The organism is Bradyrhizobium sp. SZCCT0153 (assembly GCF_018129995.1).
Classification (GTDB): domain Bacteria; phylum Pseudomonadota; class Alphaproteobacteria; order Rhizobiales; family Xanthobacteraceae; genus Bradyrhizobium; species Bradyrhizobium japonicum_G.
Genome location: NZ_JAFCKS010000001.1, coordinates 345,001 through 367,718, shown reverse-complemented (window position 1 = coordinate 367,718; position 22,718 = coordinate 345,001). Strand labels below are relative to the sequence as shown.

At 64.7% G+C, this 22,718-nt stretch carries 23 protein-coding genes (1 of these 23 running past the window's edge); 10 read left to right on the top strand and 13 right to left on the bottom strand.

Annotated features, from left to right (window positions below):
* Positions 1 to 41: 41 nt before the first annotated feature.
* The 4 genes from htpG to JQ572_RS01840 form a co-directional block, all read right to left on the bottom strand.
* On the bottom strand, positions 42 to 1,919 hold the full coding sequence (gene htpG / locus JQ572_RS01855) for a molecular chaperone HtpG (RefSeq protein WP_211381280.1): 1,878 nt from the start codon (positions 1,917 to 1,919) through the stop codon (positions 42 to 44).
* A gap of 123 nt (positions 1,920 to 2,042) precedes the next feature.
* Positions 2,043 to 2,462, bottom strand: a complete 420-nt coding sequence (locus JQ572_RS01850; RefSeq protein ID WP_211381279.1) for a hypothetical protein — start codon at positions 2,460 to 2,462, stop codon at positions 2,043 to 2,045.
* A gap of 267 nt (positions 2,463 to 2,729) precedes the next feature.
* Complete coding sequence (locus JQ572_RS01845; RefSeq protein ID WP_211381278.1) at positions 2,730 to 3,329, bottom strand: nuclear transport factor 2 family protein; 600 nt, start codon at positions 3,327 to 3,329, stop codon at positions 2,730 to 2,732.
* Positions 3,330 to 3,473: 144 nt separating this feature from the next.
* Positions 3,474 to 4,280: a response regulator gene (locus JQ572_RS01840; RefSeq protein ID WP_211381277.1), complete on the bottom strand. Its 807-nt coding sequence runs from the start codon at positions 4,278 to 4,280 to the stop codon at positions 3,474 to 3,476.
* Positions 4,281 to 4,499: 219 nt separating this feature from the next.
* Between JQ572_RS01840 and JQ572_RS01835 the strand changes: the two genes are divergently transcribed.
* Both JQ572_RS01835 and JQ572_RS01830 read left to right on the top strand, forming a co-directional pair.
* Positions 4,500 to 4,733 (top strand): NepR family anti-sigma factor, encoded by a 234-nt coding sequence (locus tag JQ572_RS01835; RefSeq protein WP_211381276.1) that lies wholly within the window; start codon positions 4,500 to 4,502, stop codon positions 4,731 to 4,733.
* Positions 4,733 to 5,281: a sigma-70 family RNA polymerase sigma factor gene (locus JQ572_RS01830; RefSeq protein WP_018316216.1), complete on the top strand. Its 549-nt coding sequence runs from the start codon at positions 4,733 to 4,735 to the stop codon at positions 5,279 to 5,281. Before JQ572_RS01835 ends, JQ572_RS01830 begins: the two co-directional genes overlap by 1 nt.
* Before the next feature lie 110 nt (positions 5,282 to 5,391).
* Here JQ572_RS01830 and JQ572_RS01825 read toward each other — a convergent pair whose 3' ends face one another.
* From JQ572_RS01825 to JQ572_RS01790, 8 genes are all read right to left on the bottom strand, one after another.
* Positions 5,392 to 6,090 carry a nitroreductase gene (locus JQ572_RS01825; protein WP_211381275.1) on the bottom strand — a complete coding sequence of 233 codons (699 nt, stop codon included), beginning with the start codon at positions 6,088 to 6,090 and terminating at the stop codon, positions 5,392 to 5,394.
* A gap of 139 nt (positions 6,091 to 6,229) precedes the next feature.
* Positions 6,230 to 7,474, bottom strand: a complete 1,245-nt coding sequence (locus tag JQ572_RS01820) for an acyl-CoA dehydrogenase (protein ID WP_211381274.1) — start codon at positions 7,472 to 7,474, stop codon at positions 6,230 to 6,232.
* Between the two features lie 9 nt (positions 7,475 to 7,483).
* Positions 7,484 to 8,731, bottom strand: coding sequence for an acyl-CoA dehydrogenase (locus JQ572_RS01815; protein ID WP_211381273.1), 1,248 nt, complete (start codon positions 8,729 to 8,731; stop codon positions 7,484 to 7,486).
* Positions 8,732 to 8,746: 15 nt separating this feature from the next.
* Complete coding sequence (locus tag JQ572_RS01810; protein ID WP_211381272.1) at positions 8,747 to 9,874, bottom strand: acyl-CoA dehydrogenase family protein; 1,128 nt, start codon at positions 9,872 to 9,874, stop codon at positions 8,747 to 8,749.
* A 27-nt stretch (positions 9,875 to 9,901) separates the two neighbouring features.
* The gene (locus JQ572_RS01805) at positions 9,902 to 11,773 is read right to left on the bottom strand and encodes an AMP-binding protein (protein ID WP_211381271.1); all 1,872 of its coding nucleotides are present in this window, start codon (positions 11,771 to 11,773) and stop codon (positions 9,902 to 9,904) included.
* Positions 11,774 to 11,817: 44 nt separating this feature from the next.
* Entirely contained in the window at positions 11,818 to 12,624 is an 807-nt protein-coding gene (locus tag JQ572_RS01800; protein ID WP_211381270.1) for an enoyl-CoA hydratase/isomerase family protein, read from the bottom strand.
* Positions 12,625 to 12,809: 185 nt separating this feature from the next.
* Entirely contained in the window at positions 12,810 to 13,568 is a 759-nt protein-coding gene (locus JQ572_RS01795; RefSeq protein ID WP_211381269.1) for an SDR family NAD(P)-dependent oxidoreductase, read from the bottom strand.
* A gap of 54 nt (positions 13,569 to 13,622) precedes the next feature.
* Positions 13,623 to 14,201, bottom strand: a complete 579-nt coding sequence (locus JQ572_RS01790; RefSeq protein ID WP_249128791.1) for a TetR family transcriptional regulator — start codon at positions 14,199 to 14,201, stop codon at positions 13,623 to 13,625.
* Here JQ572_RS01790 and JQ572_RS34945 point away from each other — a divergent pair.
* From JQ572_RS34945 to JQ572_RS01780, 3 genes are all read left to right on the top strand, one after another.
* On the top strand, positions 14,182 to 14,355 hold the full coding sequence (locus JQ572_RS34945) for a hypothetical protein (protein WP_249128790.1): 174 nt from the start codon (positions 14,182 to 14,184) through the stop codon (positions 14,353 to 14,355). The two genes, JQ572_RS01790 and JQ572_RS34945, sit on opposite strands and share 20 nt — an antisense overlap.
* Positions 14,356 to 14,437: 82 nt before the next feature.
* Positions 14,438 to 15,610, top strand: coding sequence for an acetyl-CoA C-acetyltransferase (locus JQ572_RS01785; RefSeq protein ID WP_211381267.1), 1,173 nt, complete (start codon positions 14,438 to 14,440; stop codon positions 15,608 to 15,610).
* Positions 15,611 to 15,723: 113 nt separating this feature from the next.
* Complete coding sequence (locus tag JQ572_RS01780; protein ID WP_211381266.1) at positions 15,724 to 17,268, top strand: acyl-CoA synthetase; 1,545 nt, start codon at positions 15,724 to 15,726, stop codon at positions 17,266 to 17,268.
* Positions 17,269 to 17,277: 9 nt separating this feature from the next.
* Here JQ572_RS01780 and JQ572_RS01775 read toward each other — a convergent pair whose 3' ends face one another.
* Complete coding sequence (locus JQ572_RS01775; RefSeq protein WP_211381265.1) at positions 17,278 to 17,820, bottom strand: methylated-DNA--[protein]-cysteine S-methyltransferase; 543 nt, start codon at positions 17,818 to 17,820, stop codon at positions 17,278 to 17,280.
* Positions 17,821 to 17,958: 138 nt separating this feature from the next.
* Here JQ572_RS01775 and JQ572_RS01770 point away from each other — a divergent pair, with 138 nt between their 5' ends.
* The 5 genes from JQ572_RS01770 to JQ572_RS01750 all read left to right on the top strand — a co-directional run.
* Positions 17,959 to 18,777, top strand: a complete 819-nt coding sequence (locus JQ572_RS01770; RefSeq protein WP_211381264.1) for an alpha/beta fold hydrolase — start codon at positions 17,959 to 17,961, stop codon at positions 18,775 to 18,777.
* A gap of 2 nt (positions 18,778 to 18,779) precedes the next feature.
* A complete protein-coding gene (locus tag JQ572_RS01765) occupies positions 18,780 to 19,592 on the top strand; it encodes an alpha/beta fold hydrolase (RefSeq protein WP_211381263.1) in 813 nt (270 codons plus the stop codon).
* A gap of 193 nt (positions 19,593 to 19,785) precedes the next feature.
* Positions 19,786 to 20,463, top strand: a complete 678-nt coding sequence (locus JQ572_RS01760; RefSeq protein ID WP_211381262.1) for a GntR family transcriptional regulator — start codon at positions 19,786 to 19,788, stop codon at positions 20,461 to 20,463.
* 85 nt (positions 20,464 to 20,548) lie between these two features.
* Positions 20,549 to 21,349, top strand: coding sequence for a phytanoyl-CoA dioxygenase family protein (locus tag JQ572_RS01755; RefSeq protein WP_211381261.1), 801 nt, complete (start codon positions 20,549 to 20,551; stop codon positions 21,347 to 21,349).
* A 95-nt stretch (positions 21,350 to 21,444) separates the two neighbouring features.
* Positions 21,445 to 22,718, top strand: partial view of an NAD(P)H-dependent oxidoreductase gene (locus JQ572_RS01750; protein ID WP_211381260.1) — the 5' portion only. It continues 40 nt past the right edge of the window; the window shows 1,274 of its 1,314 coding nt (coding positions 1-1,274); it begins with the start codon at positions 21,445 to 21,447; its stop codon lies beyond the right edge, outside the window.

Below are 22,718 nucleotides of genomic sequence, written 5' to 3'. Positions count from 1 at the left end.
AGGACAGATGACGGCAAGGTGAGGTGTCGCTGGCGGGCCCGCTACCCGCCGAGCCCCTGCAACACCAGACGGTTCAGCCTGGCCGCAAACGCGGCAGGGTCTTCCGGCAACTCGCCGTCCAGGATCTGCGCCTGTTCGAGCAGCAGCAAGCTGAGATCGTCGACCGCGGAGGAGCCGGCCTGAGCCTTGGTGATCGCCGTGACCAGCGGATGGCGCAGATTGATCTCGAGGATCGGCTTGCTGCGCATGCCGCGGTTCTGCTGGGCCAGAATGCGCTCGAGCTCGCGGCTCGGTCCCTGGCTGTCGGCGACGAGGCAAGAGGCCGAACTGGTGAGGCGCGTCGAAGCCTTGACGTCGCTGACACGCTCGCCGAGCGCGGACTTGATCATTGCGATGGTGGCGGCCTCGTCGGCGACCGGCTCGTCCTTCTTCGCCTCGTCCGCCTCGTCGAGGCGCGGGATCAGGTCGAGGTTGAGATCGCCCTGGCTCAGCGACTTCAGCGGCTTGCCCTCGAACTCCGATGGCATCGAGGTCCAGAAGGCGTCGACGGGATCTGAAAGCAGCAGCACCTCGATGCCGCGCGCGGTCGCCGCCTCGAGCCGCGGGCTCGACTTCAGCCGCTCGATGCTGTCACCGACGAGATAATAGATCTCGGTCTGGTTCGGCTTGAAATCGGCGATGACGTCCTTGAGCGAGCGCTTCTCGCCGGAGGTCGTGGTAAAGCGCGACAGCGCCAGCAGCTTTTCGCGGCGTTCGAAATCCTCGTAGATGCCTTCCTTCAGCACCGCGCCGAAGGCCTCCCAGATCTTTGCAAAGTTCTCCGGATCCTTCTCCGCAAGGCTTTCGAGCTCGGACAGCACGCGGGTCGCCACGGCTTTCCGGATTTGCGCGAGCTGCGGATTGTTCTGGAGCATCTCGCGCGAGATGTTGAGCGGGAGATCCTCGCTGTCGACGACGCCGCGGATGAAGCGGAGATAGCCCGGCAGCAGATCGGCGTCATCGGTGATGAAGACGCGGCGGACGTAGAGCTTGACGCGCCCCTTGCGGTTCGGCTCGAACAGGTCGAACGGCTTGGTCGACGGCGCGAACAGCAGCACGGCGTAGGAATAGCGGCCCTCGGCGCGATAATGCAGCGTCATCGCGGGATCGTCGAAGGCGGATGCGATCTGCTGATAGGCCTTCTTGTAGTCCTCTGCCGTCAGCTCGGATCTCGAGCGCTGCCACAGCGCGCTCGCCGAATTGATCTGGCGCGGCTCGCCCTCCTCCGGCACCAGCTCGATGGGAAACAGGATGTTGTCGGAATAGGCCCCGACGATGCGCTCGATCTCGTAGGCCTCGATAAATTTCCTGGCGTCGTCCTTCAGGTGCAGGACGATCTCGGTGCCGCGGGCCACGCGCGCCGCTTCCTCGTCGCTCGCCCGCGCGATCTCGAAGCCGGAGCCGCCGGACGACGTCCAGGTCCAGACGTCGCTCTCGCCGGCACGGCGGCTGACCACGGCGATCTTGTCGGCGACCATGAAAGCGGAATAGAAGCCGACGCCGAACTGGCCGATCAGGCCGAGGCCATCCTTGGCCTCCTTCAGCTTCGACACGAACGCCTTGGTGCCGGAGCGGGCGATGGTGCCGAGGTGGTCGATCAGCTCCTGCCGCTCCATGCCGATGCCGTTGTCGGCGATCGTCAGCGTTCCGGCCGTCTTGTTCGGAATGATGCGGATCTTGAGCGCGTCGCCCTCGCCCAGCAGCGCCGGGCTGGCGATGGCTTCATAGCGCAGCTTGTCGCAGGCATCCGAGGCGTTGGAGACGAGCTCGCGCAGGAAGATGTCGGTCTCGGAATAGACAGAGTGCACCATCAGGTGCAGGAGCTCGGAAACCTCGGCCTGGAAGGGCTGCGTATGCACAGCCGTGTCTGACGTCGTCATGCGTTTACCCGGTCAATCGAAAGGGGAACAAACCCGGGATATAACGCGAGGGGGCGGGGGATCAAGTGGACGCGAGCGATCGCCCTCCCGGCGGAGGGCGACTGCCCCAGTGGCCCACGCAAATCAGGTCACGCAGCGGCCGGGCTGGAGCAGTTTTGCAACCTCGGTCAGGGAGCTGACCATCGGCTCGCAGGCGATCGTCGGCTTTTTGCGGCTCTGCTTCTGGTCCTGACTCTGGAGCAGCATGGGCGGCTTGGCGTTCCCGGTCTCGATCACCGCGGGGACGCGCAGCAGCACCGAGGTGTCGGCCAGATCGTTCAGCCGCATCGACACCGTGCGGGTCGGAACCCCCGCCTGCCTGATGTCGGCGAGCCTGTCGGCTTTGCTGGAACGATTGACGTTGTTGACCGGCTTGTCGGCGACCGCCTGCCAGCGGTCGGCCAGATCGTGGCCGGAGGTCAGCTGGACGGCACCGACCTGGACGGCACCAAGCGTCGCGGCAATCGCGACGACACCGAAAAATACCTTTTTAATCTGTGACATGACTGTCGACCCCTCGCCCCATGGCGATCGCGGGAACAACGCGAGGACACGACCGGGAGTTCTCGTCCGTTAAGATCACTTAACCGTGTGCGGAAATCACCGCAGCCCGCACAAAAAATTTCGCAGGCCCCTGGAACGACTCCCGCGCCAGGGAGTCGTCTCAACAGCCGGCTATTCCCCCCTGCCCCATAAGCCGGCGACGTAGGGCGCGACTGTGGTGATGCCAGTCGCGCCTTACTTTTGTCTGGGGGTCACTTTTGCTTCGGGCTATTTGGCTTTCCCCGCCAGCCATTCCCGCCCCTCGCCATAGAGCTTCTCGACCTCCGCCCCGGCGAGGCCCGGCATGTCGCGCTTGACCTTGTAGCCGATCAGCTCCTGCATGTAGGCGAGATGGCGGTAGCCTTCGGGCAGCGCGGCGAGCACCTTCTGGTCGAGCTGAAGCGTGGCAGCGGGATCGACCGGGTCGATCCGGTCCTTCTCGTAGATCGGCTGGCGGCGGACGATGCCCCATTTTCCCTGCCGTTTCTCCAGGAAATCGTAGAAGCGTCCGGTGCAGACGACGTCGCAAGGCACGTCATGCACGCCCGCGCGCTGCGAGATCGTCATTTTGGTCTGGGCGATGGCCCGCTCGCCGGCGAGATCGATGCTGGTGCCCCCGAGGAAATGCAGGATGCGTACGCCCTTGGCAAAGCCCTCCTGGCTGACGCGCATGAATTCCCGGGCCGGTCCCTGAAACCAGGTGGCAGACATCCAGCCCTCTTCATGCCAGACCGTGGCAAAGCGCTCCCAGTCGCCGGCGTCGCGCCACACCGCCCAGTTCTCGACGAGGTCGCGGATGGCGAGGCGGTCGAGGAGTTGCTGGTCCATTGGTGCGGCTCCGATTGGGGAATGCACGAGGTATGGGCGGCGAACGCAACGCCCGTCAAGCGGCTCAAGCAGGCACGAAAAATCCGGCGTGCCCTGCAGCACGCCGGATCAAATCGTCATCGCCGAATGGCGGGCCGCGCCAGCTCAGGCCGCAGGGACCTTTGGCGCGCGGTTGCGCGAGTTGCGCTGGAAGAACAGCGCCTGGCTCGCCACCGCCGACACCATTGCGGGCTGGAACGGTTTCGAGATCAGGAACGCCGGCTCGGGGCGCTCGCCGGTAAGGAAGCGCTCCGGATATGCGGTGATGAACACGACCGGCACCTCGAAGGTGCGGAGCAGCTCGTTGACGGCGTCGAGGCCCGACGAGCCGTCGGCGAGCTGGATGTCCGCGAGGATCAGGCCGGGCCGCTTGTTCTTGGCCAGCGCCACCGCATCGGCGTGGGTGCGCGCGACGCCGACGACGTTGTGGCCCAGATTCTTCACCAGGCTCTCGAGGTCCATGGCGATGAAGGTCTCGTCCTCGATGATCAGCACGTCGGTGGCGATCTCGGCGGCCATCTCCCGGCCTGCGGCATCGGCAAGCCGCCGCGTCTCGGCGACGTCGGTGCCGAGAATGTAGCCGACCTCCTCTTCCGAAAATCCCTCGAGCGAGAGCAGCAGGAAAGCCTGCCGCGGCAGCGGCGTGATGTTCGACAGCCGCCGCTCGGGCGGCATCGGCAGGGTCGTCACCTCTGCATCGTCGTTGACGGAGACGGAATTCCAGATCTGGGTAAACAGCCGGAACAGCCCAACGCGCGGCCCGTGGCTCTCGTCGAGCACCGACGGATCTCCCAGCATGGCTTCCAACATGGCTGCGACATAGGCGTCACCGGAGGCCTGGCTGCCCGTCAGGGCGCGCGCGTACCGGCGCAACAACGGCAAGTGTTCAGCAACAAGCTGTGAACGGGACATCCCCACTCCATTCATCTTCGGGCCAACCTCAAGGTAAAGGCAATACGCGGGGGGCCCGGGTTCCCCTGCTGGGCTGATGACGCCTCAGCTTCAGAAAAGTTCCGCATCAGGCGGAACTTTTTCTCGCAGCTCGCATTGAGCCTATCCAGGGAACGGCTCCCGGTTGAGGAAACTTCTCGATTTTACAGTCACTTAACTCGGGGAAACGTGGAACAGGTCATGAAAGATCTCAAGTCTCAAGCCAGCAAAAGCACGACCCCCGGTAAAGGAGGGCTCACTCCGGAGATACAATCCCGGATTGGGCATCAACTGCGTGCCATGTACGACGACGTGGTGCGGCAGGGGGTTCCGGACCGGTTCGCCGAGTTGATCAAGAAGCTTGATGCGCCGGGAGGTACTCCCCAAGATCAAGCCAATGGGGGCTCCAACGACAACAACAATGGGAGGGATTAATGCCTCTCACGGACTCCCTGCGTAACGACATCCTGGCGGCCGTGCCCAGTCTGCGCGCGTTCGCCATCTCGCTCAGCGGCAACGCCGATCGCGCCGACGATCTGGTGCAGGAGACGCTGTTGCGCGCGCTTGCCAACATCGACTCGTTCCAGCCCGGCTCCAATCTGCCGGCGTGGCTGTTCACGATCCTGCGCAACCTGTTCCGCTCCGACTATCGCAAGCGGCGGCGCGAGGTGGAGGATGCCGAAGGCAACTACGCCAAGACGCTGAAGACGCAGCCCTCGCAGAATGCGCATCTCGAATTCGAGGAATTCCGCACGGCGCTCGACAAGCTTCCGCAGGATCAGCGCGAAGCCTTGATCCTGGTCGGCGCCTCGGGCTTTTCCTACGAGGACGCGGCTTCGATCTGCGGCTGCGCCGTCGGCACGATCAAGAGCCGGGTCAACCGCGCCCGCTCCAAGCTCGCCGCGCTGCTCTATGTCGACGGCGCCGAGGATTTTGGGCCTGACGAGACCGTGCGGGCCGTGATCGGCGGCAGCGGCGGCTGACGGCCGGCGTCATCGGACCGAGACGGAATGAAGGCGGCCGCTTCCGCGGCCGCCTTTCCGCGTCTGAAAATCTGATCGCAGGGCTTGCCCGCGATCACTACTCCACGCGATCACTCTTCCACGAAAGTTACGGTCTCGGCCACGCTTGCCCGCGAGGTGCGGTAGCTGTTGACCTTGTGGGCGTCATCGGCATAGCCGAACGAGATGCCGCAGACCACGCGGCGGTCGTCAGGCAGATTGAAGTGGCGGCGGATCAGGCCGGAGTGGCGCGCGAGCGCCGCCTGCGGGATCGTGCCGAGCCCGAGCGCCTGCGCGGCCAGCATGAAATTGCTGACATAGGCACCGCAATCGATCGCACCGTAGATGCCGAGCGGCTCGTTGGTGTGAATGACGGCGACATGCGGTGCGCCGAAGAAATTGTAATTCTCCAGCGCCTGCCGGGCGTAGGCCATTTTGTCGCCACGCGCGATGCCGAGCGTATTGTAGAGCTGGAACCCGCTCTCGCGCCGGCGTTCCAGATAGGCGCCGACATATTCGCGCGGCGGCGTGAAGTCGTAGTCGTCGCCGAGCCCGCCCGAAGCTTCCTTGTAGATCAGCTTGCGGAAGCGCTCCTTGGCCTCACCGCTGGCGATGACGACCTGCCAGGGCTGGCTGTTGCACCAGGACGCCGTCCGCTGCGCGGTCCTGAGCACGTGCTCGATGGTGGCGCGATCGACCTCTTTGGCCAGGAAGGCCCGCACCGAGTAGCGCTCGTTGAGGAGCTCCTCGAGCACGCCGATGCGGTCGTTCTGTTTTACCTTAGCGTCCATGGATCAGCTCACGCTCTTCTCTTCGTAGGGTGAGCAAGGCGCATCGCGCCGTGCCCACCGACAGACTTACCCCGGCGCATCTGCATAGGGTGGGCACGCTTCGCTTTGCCCACCATACGAGATACAGCGAGAGGCCACATCACCGTCCCTTGGTCGGGATCTTGTTGTACGGCACGTCCTTGTCGACACGGATATCGCCCGGCAGGCCCAGCACGCGCTCTGCGATGATGTTGCGCAGGATCTCGTCGGTGCCGCCGGCGATGCGCATCGAGGGCGACGACAGCAGCATCTGCTGGAACTGGCCCTGCACCGTCTCCTCGTCCGCGCCGGTGAGAACGCCCGCCGCGCCCTGGAGGTCCATGGCGTAACTCGCGATGTCCTGGAGCATCATGCCCGACACCAGCTTGCCGATCGAGTTCTCCGGGCCCGGCCGATCGCCCTTCGACAGCGCCGAGATCGCGCGGTAGCTGGTGTATTTCAGCCCGCTCGACTTAACCGCCCAGCTCGCAAGCTTGGAACGCACCGCGGGATCATCGATCGCGAGCCCGTCCTCCATCATCAGATTCGAGCAGAACTCGAACATCTCGGGGACGCCGGTCGCGAGCCGCGAGCCGATCGACATGCGCTCGTTCATCAGCGTGGTCAGCGACACGCTCCAACCCTCGCCGACCGCGCCGAGGCGCTGGCTGTCGGGGATCACGACATCGGTGAAATAGACCTCGTTGAACTCCTGCATGCCGTTGGCCTGCTTGATCGGACGGACCTCGACGCCGGGGCTCTTCATGTCCAGGAAGAACATGGTGAGGCCCTTGTGCTTGGGCACGTTCGGATCGGTGCGCGCGATCAAAAGGCCGTAGTCGGAATAGTGCGCACCCGAGGTCCATATCTTCTGGCCGTTGACGACCCACTGGTCGCCCTTCTTCTCCGCGCGCGTACGCAAGCCGGCGACGTCGGAGCCGGCGGACGGCTCGGAGAACAGCTGACACCAGATCTCCTCGCCCGCGGCGAGCTTCGGCAGACAGCGGCGCTTGGCGTCCTCGCTGCCGAACGCCATCACGGTCGGACCGCACATGCCCTCGCCGATCTGGAACGGCTGCGTCAGCTTGCCGTAGATGCCCTCCTCCTGCTGCCAGATCACGCGCTCGATCGGGGTGGCGCCTCGGCCGCCATACTCCTTCGGCCAGTGCAGGCAGGCCCAGCCGCCTTCGGCCTTCTTCTTCTGCCAGGCTTTGCCGACATCGACGATGTCGTGCTTGGCGAGCCGGATGCGGCCGAGCGATGATTTTGACAGCTCGGCCTCGAGCTCTTTCGGTGCATTGGCGGCGATCCATTTGCGTGCGGTCTCGCGGAATGCGGCTTCCTGCGGGGTGTCGTCGAAATTCATGGCGGACCTCTAACCTCTTCCCTTCGTCGGGATCTTGTTGAACGGCACGTCCTTGTCGACACGGATGTCGCCGGGCAGACCCAGGACCCGCTCGGCGATGATGTTGCGCATGATCTCGTCGGTGCCGCCTTCGACGCGCGTGCCGGGCGCGCGCAGCAGCATGGCCTGGAAACGGCCGGCGACTTCGGCATCCTCCGGACCGCTGACGACGCCGCTCGCGCCCTGCAGATCCAGCGCATAGGTCGCAACGTCCTGGATCATCGAGCCCGCGACCAGCTTGCCGATGGAGTTTTCCGGACCCGGCCGCTCCCCCTTCGACAGCGCCGAGATCGCGCGCATGCTGGTGTAGCGCAGGCCGCTCGCCTTCACCGCCCAGCTGGCGAGCTTCGAGCGCACCGCGCGATCCTCGATCGCCGGGCCGTCGTCGAGCATCAGGCTCGTGCAATACTCGAGCAACTCGGGGAAGCCGGTCGAGACGCCCGCGCCGATCGACATGCGCTCGTTCATCAGCGTGGTCAGCGAGACGTTCCAGCCGTCACCGACCTCGCCGAGGCGCTGGTGGTCGGGGATGCGGACGTTGGTGAAATAGACCTCGTTGAAGTCGGACGCGCCGCTCGCCTGCTTGATCGGCCGCACCTCGACACCCGGGCTCTTCATGTCCAGGAAGAACATGGTGAGGCCCTTGTGCTTGGGCACGGTGGGATCGGTGCGGGTCAGGAGGATACCATAGTCGGAATAATGCGCGCCCGACGTCCAGATCTTCTGGCCGTTGACGACCCATTCGTCGCCATCCTTCTCCGCGCGCGTGCGCAGGCCCGCGACGTCGGAACCACCCGCCGGTTCGGAGAACAGCTGGCACCAGACCTTTTCGCCGGAGGCGAGCGGCGGCAGATAGGTGCGCTTATGCTCCTCGCGCGCGAACGCCATCACGGTCGGCCCGCACATGCCGTGGCCGATGATGAACATTCCGGAGAGTTTTCCGAACGGCCCCTCTTCCTGCTGCCATATCACGCGCTCGATCGGCGAGGCGCCGCGGCCGCCATAGTCCTTGGGCCAGTGCAGGCAGGCCCAACCGGCATCGGCCTTCTTCTTCTGCCACGCCTTGGCGACTTCGAGAATGTTGGCGTTCTTGAGCTGGGTGCGGCCGAGCGATGATTTGCGCAGCTCGTCCTCGTACTGCTTTGGCGCGTTCGCCGCGATCCAGGCGCGGGCGGTGGCGCGAAATTCGGCCTCTTGCGGAGTATCGTCGAAGTTCATGACGTCGTCCTTCGCTTACGCCGCGTTCTTCTTGCGCATGCGGTCGATCAGCTGGTCTTCCCAATAGGTGAGGCTGCCGAGGCCGAGCGCCATGGCGTTGGCGCGGCGATAATACATGTGGCAATCGAACTCCCAGGTGAATCCCATGCCGCCGTGAACCTGGATGTTGTTCTTGGCGCAGTGCTGGAATGCCTGCGTCGCGCTGATGCGCGCGGCGGCAGCCGCTTCCGGCAATTCGGCCGCGTTGGTGGAGAGCGCCCACGCCCCGTAATAGCTGTTGGAACGCGCCAGCGTCGCCGACACGTACATGTCGGCGAGCATGTGCTTCACTGCCTGGAACGAGCCGATCTGGCGGCCGAAGGCGATGCGGTCGAGCGCGTAGTCGCGGCCCATCTCCAGCGCGCGGTCGGAGCCGCCGACCTGCTCGAACGCACACAGCACCGCGGCGCGATCGAGCACCTGCGTCAGAATGCTCCAGCCTTCGCCGGCAGCACCGAGCGGCTCGGCCTTGCAGTCCTTGAAAGCGATCTCGGCCTGCCCACGAGTCGGATCGAGATTGGTGAGACTCTTGACCTCGACGCCGCCCGCCTTGAGATCGACCAGGAACAGCGAGATATCGCTGTCGCGACCGCTCGTGCCGGTGCGGGCGGCAACGACTGCGAAGTCCGCGACCGCACCGTCCGCAACCGGCCTCTTGACGCCGTTGAGCACGCCGTTCGCAGCGGTGAGCTTGACGTTCTTCGGCGACGGATTGCCCTTGCCCTCGAACAACGCCAGCGTGCCGATTGCTTCGCCCGAAGCGATTGCGGGCAACCACTTCTTCTTCTGTGCGTCGCTGCCGGCGATCAGCAGCGCTTCGGCGGCGAGATAAACGGTCGAGGAGAACGGCACCGGCGCATTCGCCCGGCCCATCTCTTCCGCGATCACACACAGCTCGAGATGACCCGCGCCCGCGCCGCCGAAATCCTCGGGAATCGCAACGCCGAGAAAGCCCATCTCGGCGAGCCCCTTCCATAGCTTCTTGTCATAGGGCGCCTTGCCGTCGAGCACGATTCGCACCGCCTTGGGCGAGCACTTCTCGGTGAGGAATTTGCGCGCCTGGTCGCGGAGCTGCTTCTGGTCGTCGGAGAAATCGAAGTTCATGGCGCGTACCCGTGTTGATGATGTCGATTACTTGAGAATGATGACGTCTTGATCCGGTTCGTCGGCATAGAGCCGCTCGACCAATCCAATGCGGCGTTCGAGGCCGGCGCGCTGATTGATGTAGCCCTTGTCGGTGAGCTCGTTGCCGTCGATCGAGGGCGGCTCGGCCATCAGCATGGCACGCGCGATGATGCGGCTGCTGGCGCCTTCGCATTGCCGGTTGTGCGCTTCCAGCCCGCGCTTGAAGCAGGCGATCACCTCCGGATGCTTCACCGCAGCCTCGAAGCCGAGATCGGCATCGCCGACGAGCTGGCGGCAGGCGTGCAGGTTCGGCCAGGCCAGCAGCCCGATGAAAGCGCGATCCTGCCCGGCGACCAGCGCGTCATGCACGACGGGCGTCGCCGCCGCGATCGCGTCGGTGCGGAGCGAGCCGACATGCACGAACGTGCCGGTGGTGAGCTTGAAGTCCTCGACGACGCGGCCGGCAAAGATGATGCCCTTCACCGGATCGGCATCGTCGACGAAGATGCCGGCGTCGCCGATGCAGTAAAATCCTTCCTCGTCGAACATCTTCCTGGTGAGATCAGGCTGGCCGAAATAGCCGGGCGTGACGTTGACGCCGCGCAGGCGCAGCTCGTATTTCGAGCCGCACGGCACCATCTTCAGTTCGACGCCGGGGAACGGCAGGCCGATCAGGCCGACGCGCTCGGTATCCCAATAGGTGCCGGTCGAGGTCGGCGCGGTCTCGGTGGAGCCCCAGCCGGTGTAGAACACGATGCGTTCGCCGGTGGTCTTCACCGCGAGGGCCTGCATGCGGTCGTAGAGATCGTCCGGCAACCGCGCGCCGCCATAGGCCATGATCGAGAGATTCTTGAAGAAGGAGCGACACAGCGCGTCGTCCTTCTCCATCGCTGAAGCGAGCGCGGCATAGCCGGCGGGCACGTTGGCGTAATAGGTCGGCGAGATCTCGCGCAAATTGCGCAGCGTCTCCTCGAACTGGCCTGGCATCGGCCTGCCGTCGTCGATATAGAGCGTACCGCCGTCGACCAGAACGGGGTGGAATGCGGCGTTGCCGCCCATGGTGTGATTCCACGGCATCCAGTCCAGCATGGTCGACAGCGGACCGCCCGGCGTGCGCGGCCGCACCTGCATCATCATGGCCGCATTGGCGCACATCATCTCCTGCGTGTTGATGACGGCTTTTGGCATGCCGGTCGAACCGGAGGTGAAGAGCAGCTTGCCGACGGTCTGCGGCGTGATCTTCGTGATCGACGCTTCGACCTCGGAGGTCACGGGGGTTGCCGCGAGTTCGGCAAAGCTGACGCTCTTGACGCCGTCGCAGGGACGCAGGACATGAACCACCGTGACGCCGGTGAGATCGAGCGCCTTCAGCGCTTTCTCGAAGGTCGGGCCGTCCTGCACCATCACGACGGCCGGCTTGATCAGGTCGAACAAATATTTCAGCTTGACGTGATCGTGACTCATCAAGGAGTAGGCTGGCGACACCGGCGCGGCCGGCGAACGCGCCTGCATGGCGGCCTGCGTCATTAGCGCATGCTCGATCGAATTGCCGGAGAGGATCGTGACCGGGCGGCCGTCGAGCCTGAGATCGAGCAGCGCCTGCGTCAGCGCATCGACGGTGCGCTTGGCTTCGCCATAGGAGACCTTTCGCCATTCGCGGTTCGGACCGCCGCGCTGCGCGAGCCAGATGCGTTCGGGCGCTTCCTTCGCCCATTTCGCCAGCGAGGCCGGAAGATGCGTCTCGTAAGACTGCAGCGGAATGCGCGACTTCAGCACCACCGTGCCATCGGCGCGGCGCTCCACGTCGATGTCGCGCGCGAGCCACTCGACCTTGCGAAAGGCGGGCTTCGTCATCACCGCCGCCGCGCTTCCACTCATTTTGCGTCTCCCGGAATTATCGTCCTTTGCGGATCGTTCTCGTTTCAGCGCTTGATATAGACAGGCTTTCGCTTCTCAAGGAAGGCCCTGATGCCTTCCGAAAATTCCTCGGAGCGGCTGCAGAGGACCTGGTTGCGGTCCTCCATCGCGATAACGGCTTCCAGCGCCCCCGCATCGACGCTCATGTTGAGACATTCTTTTGACAGCCGCAGGCCGACAGGCGAGGCCGTCATCATCGCATCGATGTAGGATTCGGCCGCATCATCGAGCTTGTCCTCGTCGACGACCTCCGACACGAGCCCAACGGCCAGCGCGCGCTCGGCACCGATGAAGCGTCCCGTGAGGATCAGTTCCGATGCCACGGAGACGCCGACGAGGCGGGGCAGGAAATAGCTGGTGCCGATGTCGCAGCCGCCGAGGCCGAGCTTGATGAAGGCGCAGTTCATCCGCGCCGATCGCGTCGCGATGCGGATGTCGGACGCAAGCGCAAGCGCAAAACCGCCGCCGGCCGCTGCGCCCTGCACCAGCGCAAGGATCGGCTGCGGACAGCGCCGCATCAACATCACGATGTCGGCAATGCGACGCTGCGAGTCCAGCGACTCCGTGACGCCGGGCGGCTCCTGCTGCCCGGCACGGCGCGCCATCGCCGCCTTGAGGTCGAGGCCTGCGCAAAAGTTCCTGCCGGCGCCCCTGAGCACCACGACGCGCGTGTCGCGGTTGCGCAGGAGGCCCTGGAAATAGACGTTGAGCGCGTCGATCAACGCAGGATCGAGCGCATTCAAACTCTCCGGGCGATTGAGCGTCACGGTGTCGATGCCGTCGTTGTGCTCGATCAGCAGCGGTTGGGACATGAGAGCGCTCCTGCATCCGCGCTTGAAGTGGCGGTTATTGCGCCCTCTCCCCTTGTGGGGGAGGGCATGTACATCGCTAGCCACATACTCGCTTGGGTGAGGGGTCTGTCTCCGCGGATGCATACCCCTCATCCGGCGCTCCGCGCCACCTTCTCCCACAAGGAGAGAAGGGAAAAACAGCGAGGTTACCTTGGCGCCATCCGAATTGCGCCATCGAGACGGATGGTTTCGCCGTTGAGCATCGGGTTCTCGACGATATGCACGGCGAGCGAGCCATATTCTTTGGCGTCGCCGAGGCGCGCGGGATGCGGCACCTGGGCCCCGAGGCTCTTGCGGGCCTCTTCGTTGAGGCCCATCAGCAGCGGCGTCAGGAACAGGCCGGGCGCAATGGTGTTGACGCGGATCTTCTGGCTGGCGAGGTCACGCGCGGCTGGAAGCGTGAGGCCGACGACGCCGCCCTTCGACGCAGAATAGGCGATCTGGCCGATCTGGCCCTCGTAAGCGGCGACCGAAGCCGTATTGATGATGACGCCGCGCTCTTCACCGATCGGCTCGATCGTGACGAGGCGCTCGGCGAACAATCGCAGGCAGTTGAAGGTGCCGATCAGGTTGACGTTGATGATGCGCGCGAACTTGGCCAGCGGATAGACGCCGTCCTTGCCGACGATGCGTTGCGAGCCGCCGATGCCGGCGCAGTTCATCAGCACGCGCGCGACGCCATGCGCAGCTTCCGCCTTGGCGATCGCGGCCTTGATGCCGTCCTCGTCGGTGACGTCGGCATGAAGCGCGACGCCCTTCACCTCGGCGGCGACCTTCTCGGCGTTGTCCTTGTTCTGGTCGATCACGCCGATCTTGGCGCCCTTGGCCGCCATGGCGCGGGCGGTCGCTTCACCGAGGCCCGAACCGCCGCCCGTGATGAGAACGGCTACGTCTTTCAACTGCATCGCTTGTACCTTTCCTTGGGCGTTTCTTCTCTGGACTTTGGAGCGTTGGCCGGATCATCCGGCCGCGACGGCTTCCTCGGCTTGCGCGAGGATGCCGCCGCAGATCAGCGTTTCCATGTGCTTGATGTATTGCCGGCAGACGTCGTCGGTGACCGGGCCGACGCCGGTCGCGCGAGACATCGCGTGCCGGCCGAAGAACAGATGATCGCAGGCTCCGATCAGGCTGGTGTAGAACAGCACCGGATCGGTGGCGCGGAACTCGCCGCGGCTGACGCCTTCGGCGAGCAGGCGGCGATGAAAGTCGAGCAACGGCGCGACAAAGAACTTCGAGACCTCGTCGGCGGAGCCGGCGTTGGTCTCATGCAGCAGATAGTGGATCAGCCGGTTCATGTAGGGAAACCGGTGATACGCGCGGATGATGCCGGCGATATGCAGCTTCAGCTTCGCGGTCGAATTGATCGGCTGCGCCAGCAGATATTCCAGATTGGACATCTCGGTCGCGGCATCGCGCGCAAGCAGCGCCAGCAGCAGGCCGTCCTTGTTGCCGAAATGGTATTTGACGAGCGCGGCGTTGGCGCCGGACTTCTGGGCGATGTCGGAGAGCGATATCTCGATGGATGAGCGTTCGATCATCAGTTCGCTCGCGGCCACGAGCAATTTCTCTGCCGTGGAATTCTTTCCGCTGGGAAGCCTGTTCGGTACGCTGGTAGTCACGGATATCCCTGTTCTCACCGCATGGGCGGCCGCAGATAAGCCGAAGCAGCGTCTCATCACAAGAGTTAATTGATCGATTGACTAAACGATAACTCGACCCTTAAATCCGCCCCGACAGTCCACAGCGATACAGAACAATCCAGGGAGAGACCGAAATGGCCGAGGCTTATATCGTCGCCGCTGCGCGTACCGCCGGCGGGCGCAAGGGGCGCCGCCTCGCCGGCTGGCATCCGGCCGATCTCGCCGCAAAAGTGCTGGACGAGCTGGTCGATCGCACCAGGGTCGATCCCGCCCTGGTCGAGGACGTGATCATGGGCTGCGTGATGCAGGTCGGCGAGCAGTCCAACAACGTCGCGCGCAACGCGATCATGGCCTCGAAATTGCCGGAGAGCGTGCCTGGCACCTCGATCGACCGCCAATGCGGCTCCTCGCAGCAGGCGCTGCACTTCGCGGCGCAGGCCGTGATGTCCGGCGCGATGGACGTGGTGATCGCTGCCGGCGTGGAATCGATGACGCGCGTGCCGATGGGTCTTTCCTCGCAGCTTCCGGCCAAGAACGGCTTTGGCAATTACAAGAGCCCGGGCATCGAGCACAAATATCCGAACATCGTGTTCAGCCAGTTTACCGGCGCGGAGATGATGGCCGAGAAGTATGGCCTGTCGAAGGATGAGCTCGACGAGTACTCCTACAACAGCCACCAGCGCGCGATCGCGGCGACCCAAGCCGGCCACTTCAAGAAGGAGATCGTGCCGCTGGAGATCACCCGCGCCGACGGTTCCAAGGACACCCACCACATCGACGAAGGCATCCGCTTCGACGCCACGCTCGACGGCATCAAGGGCGTCAAGCTGATCGCCGAGAACGGCAAGCTCACCGCGGCGAGTGCCAGCCAGATCTGCGACGGCGCCTCCGGCGTGATGGTCGTGAACGAGCGCGGCTTGAAGCAGCTCGGCGTCAAGCCGCTGGCGCGCATCCACCACATGACGATGATGGGCGGCGATCCCGTGATCATGCTGGACGCACCGCTGCACGCCACCAAGCGTGCGCTGGAGAAGGCCGGCATGACGATCGACGACATTGACCTGTTCGAGGTCAACGAGGCCTTCGCCTCGGTGCCCACCGGGTGGCTGAAGACCACCGGCGCCGATCCGGCGCGCCTCAACGTCAATGGCGGCGCCATCGCGCTCGGCCATCCGCTCGGCGGCTCCGGCACCAAGCTGATGACGACGCTGGTGCACGCGCTGCACCAGCGCGGCAAGCGCTACGGCCTGCAGACCATGTGCGAAGGCGGCGGCATGGCCAACGTCACGATCGTCGAGCGGCTGTAACAAAACAAAAGCGAGTAGTGAATGGCGAGCAGCGAATGGTGAGTAGGCGAAGAGCGGTTTGCCCTTCCCTATTCGCCATTCGCTGCTCGCCATTCGCGGTTTGAGGAAACGCCATGACCCACCCCTCCATCCACGCCCGCACCACGCCCGACAAGATCGCCTACCGGATGGCCGGGACCGGCAAGGCGATCAGCTATCGCGAGCTGGACGAGCTCTCGAACCAGGGCGCAAACCTGTTCCGGTCGCTCGGCCTGAAGGCCGGCGACCACATCGCGCTGCTGATGGAGAACCGCCTCGCCTTCATGGAGATCTGCTGGGCGGCACAACGCAGCGGGCTCTATTACACCGCGATCAGCCGTTATCTGAAGCAGGACGAGATCGACTACATCATCGCCGACTGCGGCGCCAAGGTCGTGATCACCACGCCGAAATGCGCCGACCAGATCAAGGCCCTGATCAAGGGCACACCGGGCGAGCCGATCTTCTACATGATGGACGAACCGCTGCCGGGATTCCGCTCCTACGACAAGGAAGCGGCAGCGCAGCCGGTGACGCCGATCGCCGACGAGGTCGCCGGTTACGACATGCTGTATTCGTCGGGAACGACCGGCCGGCCCAAGGGCATCAAGAAGGCGTTCGAGGGCAACAAGATCGACGTGCCGAACGCGTTTCTGCGCGTCCTCTGCGCCGACATGTGCGGCATGAACGCCGAGAGCACCTATCTGTCTCCGGCGCCGCTCTATCACGCCGCTCCCCTGCGCTTCAACATGATGGCGATCGTGCTCGGCGGCACCTCCATCATCATGGAGCATTTCGACGCCGAAGAGTTCTTGAAGCTGGTCGAAAAATACAAGGTCACGCAGTCTCAGCTGGTGCCGACCATGTTCGTGCGCATGCTGAAGCTGCCGGACGACGTCCGCACGAAATACGACGTCTCGACGCTCAAGGGCGCGATCCACGCCGCAGCCCCCTGCCCCGTCGACGTCAAGGCAAAGATGATCGAATGGTGGGGACCGATCCTGATCGAGTATTATGCCGGTTCGGAAGGCAACGGCGTCACCGTCTGCAACTCGCAGCAATGGCTGGAGCATCGCGGCAGCGTCGGCCGCGCCGTGGTCGGCAAGATCAAGATCCTGGACGAGAACGACGAGGAACAGCCGACCGGCGAGATCGGAACGGTCTATTTCGCCGACGCGCCCGCGTTCACCTATCACAATGATCCCGAGAAGACGAAAAAGGCCTACAACGCCAAAGGCTGGTCGACGCTGGGCGACGTCGGCTATCTCGACAAGGACGGCTTCCTGTTTCTCACCGATCGCAAGTCCTACATGATCATCTCCGGAGGGGTGAACATCTATCCGCAGGAGACCGAGGACGTGCTGATCACCCACCCCGAGATCGCCGACGTCGCCGTGTTCGGCGTGCCGAACGAGGAGATGGGCGAGGAGGTGAAGGCGGTGGTGCAGCCACACGACATGAGTCGCGCCGGCAAGGAGCTCGAAGCCGACCTGATCGCGTACTGCAAGAGCCGCCTGTCCGCGATCAAGTGCCCGCGCTCGATCGATTTCGAAGCCGAGCTGCCGCGCACGCCCACCGGCAAGCTGGTGAAGCGGCATTTGCGCGACAGATATTGGCCGAAGGCGGCGGCGAGGATTTAGCGCTCAGCCTCAATCAAACAAGCTCGGCGTGTGGTTCACCAGCGCGCCTTCGATCTCCAGCATCTTCAGCTTCGTCACCACGCCGCCATTCGCGGAGAAGCCGCCGGGCTTGTTGCCGGCGGCCAGCACGCGATGGCAGGGCACGACGATCGGGCAAGGGTTGCGGCCGAGCGCCTGGCCGACATCGCGCGATAGCTGAACGCCGCCGAGCTGCTTGGCGATGTCGCCATAGGTGATGGTCCTGCCGGGCGGGATGGCGCGGGCGATCTCGTAGACGCCGCGGTTGAAGTCGGGAACGCCATCGAGATCGAGCGGGATGTCGGTGAGGTCGTCAGGCTCGCCCGCGAGCAAATTTGAGATCCGGTCGATCGCCTGCTGCACTTCGGCGGTCGGCTCGGCTTCGGTGGCGTCAGCATGGCGCTGGCTGATGCGGGTGCGGATCTTCTGCTCGCCGCCCATCGGCAGTTGCGTGCCATTGATGCCGCGCGGACCCCAGGCGACGGCACAGAGGCCGATCCTGGTGTCGAACAGGGCAAAATGCTGGTCGGTCATGGCTTGGTTCCTGGCTTGCTTCCTCGTCGCAGGCCCCCAGTGTGATCTCAAGCTAAATCTAGGCTTGGAAATAGTTGCGATCCACCCGGTTTCCGGGAATCTTGCACAGGAGTTCCTGTTCCTTCGCGCGAGCCCAGAATGCAAAGCCTCCACGTCAACGGTTACGACATGCCCTATCTCGACGTGGGCCAGGACAAAGGCGGGCCGCCGCTGGTCTGCGTGCACGGCTCGCTCAACGACTTCCGCGTCTGGGGCTGCGTGCTCGGACCGCTGACGCAACGGCACCGGGTGATCGCCGTCAGCCTCAGGCACTTCTTTCCCGATCGGTGGGACGGTGTAGGAAACACCTATTCGATCGCCCAGCATGTCGACGACGTCATCGCCTTCATCGAGACGCTCGACCTCGGCCCGGTCGACCTGATGGGCCATTCCCGCGGCGGGCACATCTGCTTCCGAGTCGCGCAACGCCGGCCGGATCTACTACGCAGGCTGATCCTGGCCGAGCCCGGCGGCGAGCTCGATGCGAGCCTCGATCCGGATTATGCCGGCGGCCCCTCGCCGCTGCTGGCGCGGTTCACGGCCTCGGCGGAGAAGATCGCGGCCGGCGATGTCGATGGCGGCCTCGCCGTCTTCGTCGACACACTGGAAGGCGCCGGCACCTGGCCGCGGCTGCCGGCCCTGGTGAAGCAGAACCTTCGCGACAACGCCTTTACGCTGATCGGCCAGGTCCGCGACAATCGCCCGCCATTCTCGAAGGCGGATGCGGAGGCGATCAAGATGCCGACGCTGTTCATCCTGGGCGCGCGGACCAAGGGCCTGCTGCCGAAGGTGCTGCATGCGCTGGCCGCGCATGTGCCCTACTCCAAGACGGCGGTGATCCCGAACGCGACGCATCCGATGTTCGAGCAGGCGCCGCAAAAATATTCCGAAGTGGTTCTGGACTTTCTGGCGGGCTGAACATGCAGAGCATTCGCGTCAACGATTACGACATGGCCTATCTCGAAGTCGGAGAAGGTCCGCCGCTGGTCTGCGTGCACGGCACGCTCGGGGATTTCCGCACCTGGTATTCCGTGCTCGGCCCGCTGTCGAAATCTCATCGCGTCATCTCGGTGAGCCTGCGGCACTTCTTTCCCGAGCACTGGGGCGCCGCCGGCGACGACTACAAGATGGCCCAGCACGTCGCCGACGTGATCGGCTTCATCGAGCAGGTCAGGCCAGCGCCGGTCGATCTGATGGGCCATTCGCGCGGTGGGCACATCGCGTTTCGGGTCGCCCAGGCGCGGCCTGATCTGCTGCGAAAGCTGGTGCTCGCCGAGCCGGGCGGCGATCTCGATGCCAGCCTGCCGACGCCGGAAGGCACGCCCGCGCACCCGCCGCTGGCCGCGAAGACCGCACGTTCCGTCGAGATGATCCGCGCCGGCGACATCGAGGGCGCGCTGCAGAATTTCTACGAAGGCATCGAGGGCGACGGCTCGTGGCGGCGCGTGCCGGCAGCGGCCAAGCAGCAACTGCGCGACAACGCCATCACCTTTCTCGGCCAGATCAACGAGCAGCGGCGGCCCTACACGCTCGCGGACGCGCAGGCGATCCGGACGCCGACGCTGCTGATCGGCGGCGGCGCGACGACGGGAAGCCTGTCGGTGATGTGGCGCGTGCTGGCCGCGCACATCACGGGCAGCAAGACGGCGGTGATCCCCAATGTCGGCCACTGGATGTTCGAGCAGGCGCCGCTGGAGTTCGGCGAGGTGGTAACGAGGTTTCTGGGGGAGTAGGCGGGATCGGGTCTTGGCCATGGTCCGGCAAAACAACCCCATGCACAGTACACGGCGATAACAATATCAATGACTTAGGGGATCGCCAAAAGGACCTTCGACACGGCACCGGTCCTCATTGACGCCATCGCCGGCGCGTTATAGATTCGAATACGGAATTCCGTATTCTCATTGCGTTTTCGGAGCCGCCGGCGTGATCCCTCTCGACCCGCTTCCGAACCTGATCGACCAGGTCTATGCGCGAATCCTGGAGGCGATCTCGGACCGCACGCTGCAGCCTGGCCAGCGTATCCGGCAGAACGAGTTGGCGGACAAGCTCGGGGTGTCGCGCCAGCCGGTGTCGCATGCGCTGCACCTGTTGCACCGGCAGGGACTGGTCGCCGAGAGCGGCCGGCGCGGTTTCGAAGTCACCCAGCTCGACCCCGCGCGCATCCGCCAGCTCTATGAGGTGCGCGGCGCCATCGATGCGCTGGCGGCGCGGCTCGCCGCGGAGCGCGCCGGCACCGACGCGGCGGGACGCGCGCGGCTGGAGGCGGCGCTCGCCGCCGGACGCGGGATCGATCGCAACACTGCGCTCGCCGAGCTCATTGCGCTCGACGTCGATTTTCATCGCGCGATCTATCAGCTCGCCGGCAATCCCGTGATCGAGGAGACGATCGCGCCGCAATGGCCGCATATGCGCCGCTCGATGGCGACGGTGTTGTCGGAGCTCGATTATCGCGGTAGCGCCTGGGCCGAGCATGCCGATATCGCCGGACATATTCTCGCTGGCGATTCGGCGGCGGCCGAACGTGCGGCGCTCGCACATGCGCAGACGGCGGGACGGATGACCGAGGAGAGATTGAGGGCGACAGACGAGGTGGCGGCGTAGCGACCACCACCGCCAAAGACGTGGATGGCCGGGTCAAGCCCGGCCATGACGAGCGATAACAAAAATCAAAGCAGGAGGACGACCCATGAAACTGTCCCAGGAGCAATTGGAGTTCTTCCATCGCGAGGGCTGGCTGTTCCTGCCCGAATTGTTCAGCCAGGAGGAAGTGGACTTGCTCGCGCGCGAGGCGGTCGGCATCTACGACGCCAACCGGCCGGAGGTCTGGCGCGAGAAGAGCGGCGCGCCGCGCACCGCGTTTGCCGCGCACCTCTATAACGAGGCTTTCCGCATCCTCGGTGCGCATCCGCGCATGATCGACCCGGTCGAGCAGCTGTTCGGCGAGCCGGTCTACATGCACCAGTTCAAGATCAACGCGAAATCGGCCTTCACCGGCGATGTCTGGCAGTGGCACCAGGATTACGGCACCTGGAAGCGCGACGACGGCATGCCGGAGCCGCGCGCGATGAACATCGCGATCTTCCTCGACGAGGTGATGCCGATCAACGGTCCCCTGATGCTGGTGCCGCAAAGTCAGCACGCCGGCGACCTCAAGGCCTCGCATGACCTCTCGACCACCTCCTATCCGCTGTGGACGCTGGACGAGGAGACCGTGACGCGTCTCGTCAAGCAAGGCGGCATCGTCGCGCCGACCGGTAAGCCCGGCGGCATGCTGATGTTCCACGGCAATCTCGTGCATGGCTCTAGCGGCAACATCACGCCCTACCCGCGCAAGATCGTATACCTGACGCTGAATGCGGTCTCGAACTACATCCGCACACCGACGCGGCCGGAGTACATCGCACACCGCGATTTTGCGCCGATCAAGACGGTGGACGACGACGCGCTGGTGCGGCTCGCGCGTGCGCCGCGACAAGCGGCGGAGTAAAGTCGCCGCCATGAGCGCCATCCATCCACCTCTCCCATTGGGAGAGGTGGACCAAGCGCAAGCCGTATCAGCTGAAAATATCGGATAAATCCCCCATGAACCTCTTCCGGCTCCTCCAGGCCCGCGCCGCCACCGGCAAGCCTGTCCGCGTCGCGCTGATCGGGGCCGGCAAGTTCGGCTCGATGTTCCTGGCGCAGGTGCCGCACACGCCTGGGCTGGAGGTGCCCATCATCGTCGACATCGACCGCGAGCGCGCACGCGAGGCCTGCCGCACAGTGGGATGGGACGCGGCACGCATTGCCGCGACCGTCTTCACCGATGACGGCGCACGCGCCATTGCCGGCGGCGCGATGGATGTGGTGGTGGAGGCGACCGGCAATCCCGCCGTCGGCATCAGGCATGCGCGCGCCGCGATCGCAGCCGGCAAGCATATCGTGATGGTCAATGTCGAGGCCGACGTGCTGGCGGGCCCGCTGCTCGCCGAGGAAGCGCGCAAGGCCGGCGTGGTCTATTCGCTCGCCTATGGCGACCAGCCGGCGCTGACGGCAGAAATGGTCGACTGGGCCCGCGCCACCGGCTTTCGTGTGGTCGCCGCCGGCAAGGGCACGAAATACCTGCCGGCCTATCACGACGTGACGCCGCATGGCGTCTGGCAGCATTACGGCTTGACCGCGGGCGAAGCGCAGTCGGCAGGCATGAATCCGCAGATGTTCAACTCCTTCCTCGACGGCACCAAATCAGCGATCGAGATGGCCGCAATTGCCAACGCCTGCGGGCTCGACGTGCCTTCGGAGGGCCTGCTGTTTCCGCCCTGCGGCGTCGACGATCTGCCGCACATCATGCGGCCGCGCAGCAAGGGCGGCGTGCTGGAGCGACCCGGCGTCGTGGAAGTGGTCTCCTCGCTCGAGCGCGACGGCCGGCCGGTGTTTCGCGACCTGCGCTGGGGCGTTTACGTCGTGCTGGAGGCGCCGAACGACTATGCCGCCGACTGCTTAAGGCAATACGGCCTCAAGACCGACGCGAGCGGACGGTACGCTGCGATGTACAAGCCCTACCATCTGATCGGGCTCGAGCTGAATATTTCGGTTCTGTCGGCCGCTCTGCGGGGAGAGCCGACCGGGCAGCCCCATGGCTTCCGCGGCGACGTCGCTTCCGTGGCAAAACGCAACCTACGCGCCGGCGAGATGCTGGACGGAGAAGGCGGCTACACGGTGTGGGGCAAGCTGGTGCCGGCGGCTACGAGCCTCAAGGCCGGCGTCCTGCCGATCGGACTGGCGCATCGCCTCAAGCTGAAGCACGACGTCGCCCATGGCGAGATCGTGCGATGGAGCGACGTCGAGTTCGACGCAGGCGATGAGACGATCAGGAC

Coding starts and splice junctions, on each gene's coding strand:
- htpG (WP_211381280.1), bottom strand. CDS start 1,919: ATGACGACGTCAGACACGGCTGTGCATACGCAGCCCTTCCAGGCCGAG.
- JQ572_RS01850 (WP_211381279.1), bottom strand. CDS start 2,462: ATGTCACAGATTAAAAAGGTATTTTTCGGTGTCGTCGCGATTGCCGCG.
- JQ572_RS01845 (WP_211381278.1), bottom strand. CDS start 3,329: ATGGACCAGCAACTCCTCGACCGCCTCGCCATCCGCGACCTCGTCGAG.
- JQ572_RS01840 (WP_211381277.1), bottom strand. CDS start 4,280: ATGTCCCGTTCACAGCTTGTTGCTGAACACTTGCCGTTGTTGCGCCGG.
- JQ572_RS01835 (WP_211381276.1), top strand. CDS start 4,500: ATGAAAGATCTCAAGTCTCAAGCCAGCAAAAGCACGACCCCCGGTAAA.
- JQ572_RS01830 (WP_018316216.1), top strand. CDS start 4,733: ATGCCTCTCACGGACTCCCTGCGTAACGACATCCTGGCGGCCGTGCCC.
- JQ572_RS01825 (WP_211381275.1), bottom strand. CDS start 6,090: ATGGACGCTAAGGTAAAACAGAACGACCGCATCGGCGTGCTCGAGGAG.
- JQ572_RS01820 (WP_211381274.1), bottom strand. CDS start 7,474: ATGAATTTCGACGACACCCCGCAGGAAGCCGCATTCCGCGAGACCGCA.
- JQ572_RS01815 (WP_211381273.1), bottom strand. CDS start 8,731: ATGAACTTCGACGATACTCCGCAAGAGGCCGAATTTCGCGCCACCGCC.
- JQ572_RS01810 (WP_211381272.1), bottom strand. CDS start 9,874: ATGAACTTCGATTTCTCCGACGACCAGAAGCAGCTCCGCGACCAGGCG.
- JQ572_RS01805 (WP_211381271.1), bottom strand. CDS start 11,773: ATGAGTGGAAGCGCGGCGGCGGTGATGACGAAGCCCGCCTTTCGCAAG.
- JQ572_RS01800 (WP_211381270.1), bottom strand. CDS start 12,624: ATGTCCCAACCGCTGCTGATCGAGCACAACGACGGCATCGACACCGTG.
- JQ572_RS01795 (WP_211381269.1), bottom strand. CDS start 13,568: ATGCAGTTGAAAGACGTAGCCGTTCTCATCACGGGCGGCGGTTCGGGC.
- JQ572_RS34945 (WP_249128790.1), top strand. CDS start 14,182: ATGGATGAGCGTTCGATCATCAGTTCGCTCGCGGCCACGAGCAATTTC.
- JQ572_RS01790 (WP_249128791.1), bottom strand. CDS start 14,201: ATGATCGAACGCTCATCCATCGAGATATCGCTCTCCGACATCGCCCAG.
- JQ572_RS01785 (WP_211381267.1), top strand. CDS start 14,438: ATGGCCGAGGCTTATATCGTCGCCGCTGCGCGTACCGCCGGCGGGCGC.
- JQ572_RS01780 (WP_211381266.1), top strand. CDS start 15,724: ATGACCCACCCCTCCATCCACGCCCGCACCACGCCCGACAAGATCGCC.
- JQ572_RS01775 (WP_211381265.1), bottom strand. CDS start 17,820: ATGACCGACCAGCATTTTGCCCTGTTCGACACCAGGATCGGCCTCTGT.
- JQ572_RS01770 (WP_211381264.1), top strand. CDS start 17,959: ATGCAAAGCCTCCACGTCAACGGTTACGACATGCCCTATCTCGACGTG.
- JQ572_RS01765 (WP_211381263.1), top strand. CDS start 18,780: ATGCAGAGCATTCGCGTCAACGATTACGACATGGCCTATCTCGAAGTC.
- JQ572_RS01755 (WP_211381261.1), top strand. CDS start 20,549: ATGAAACTGTCCCAGGAGCAATTGGAGTTCTTCCATCGCGAGGGCTGG.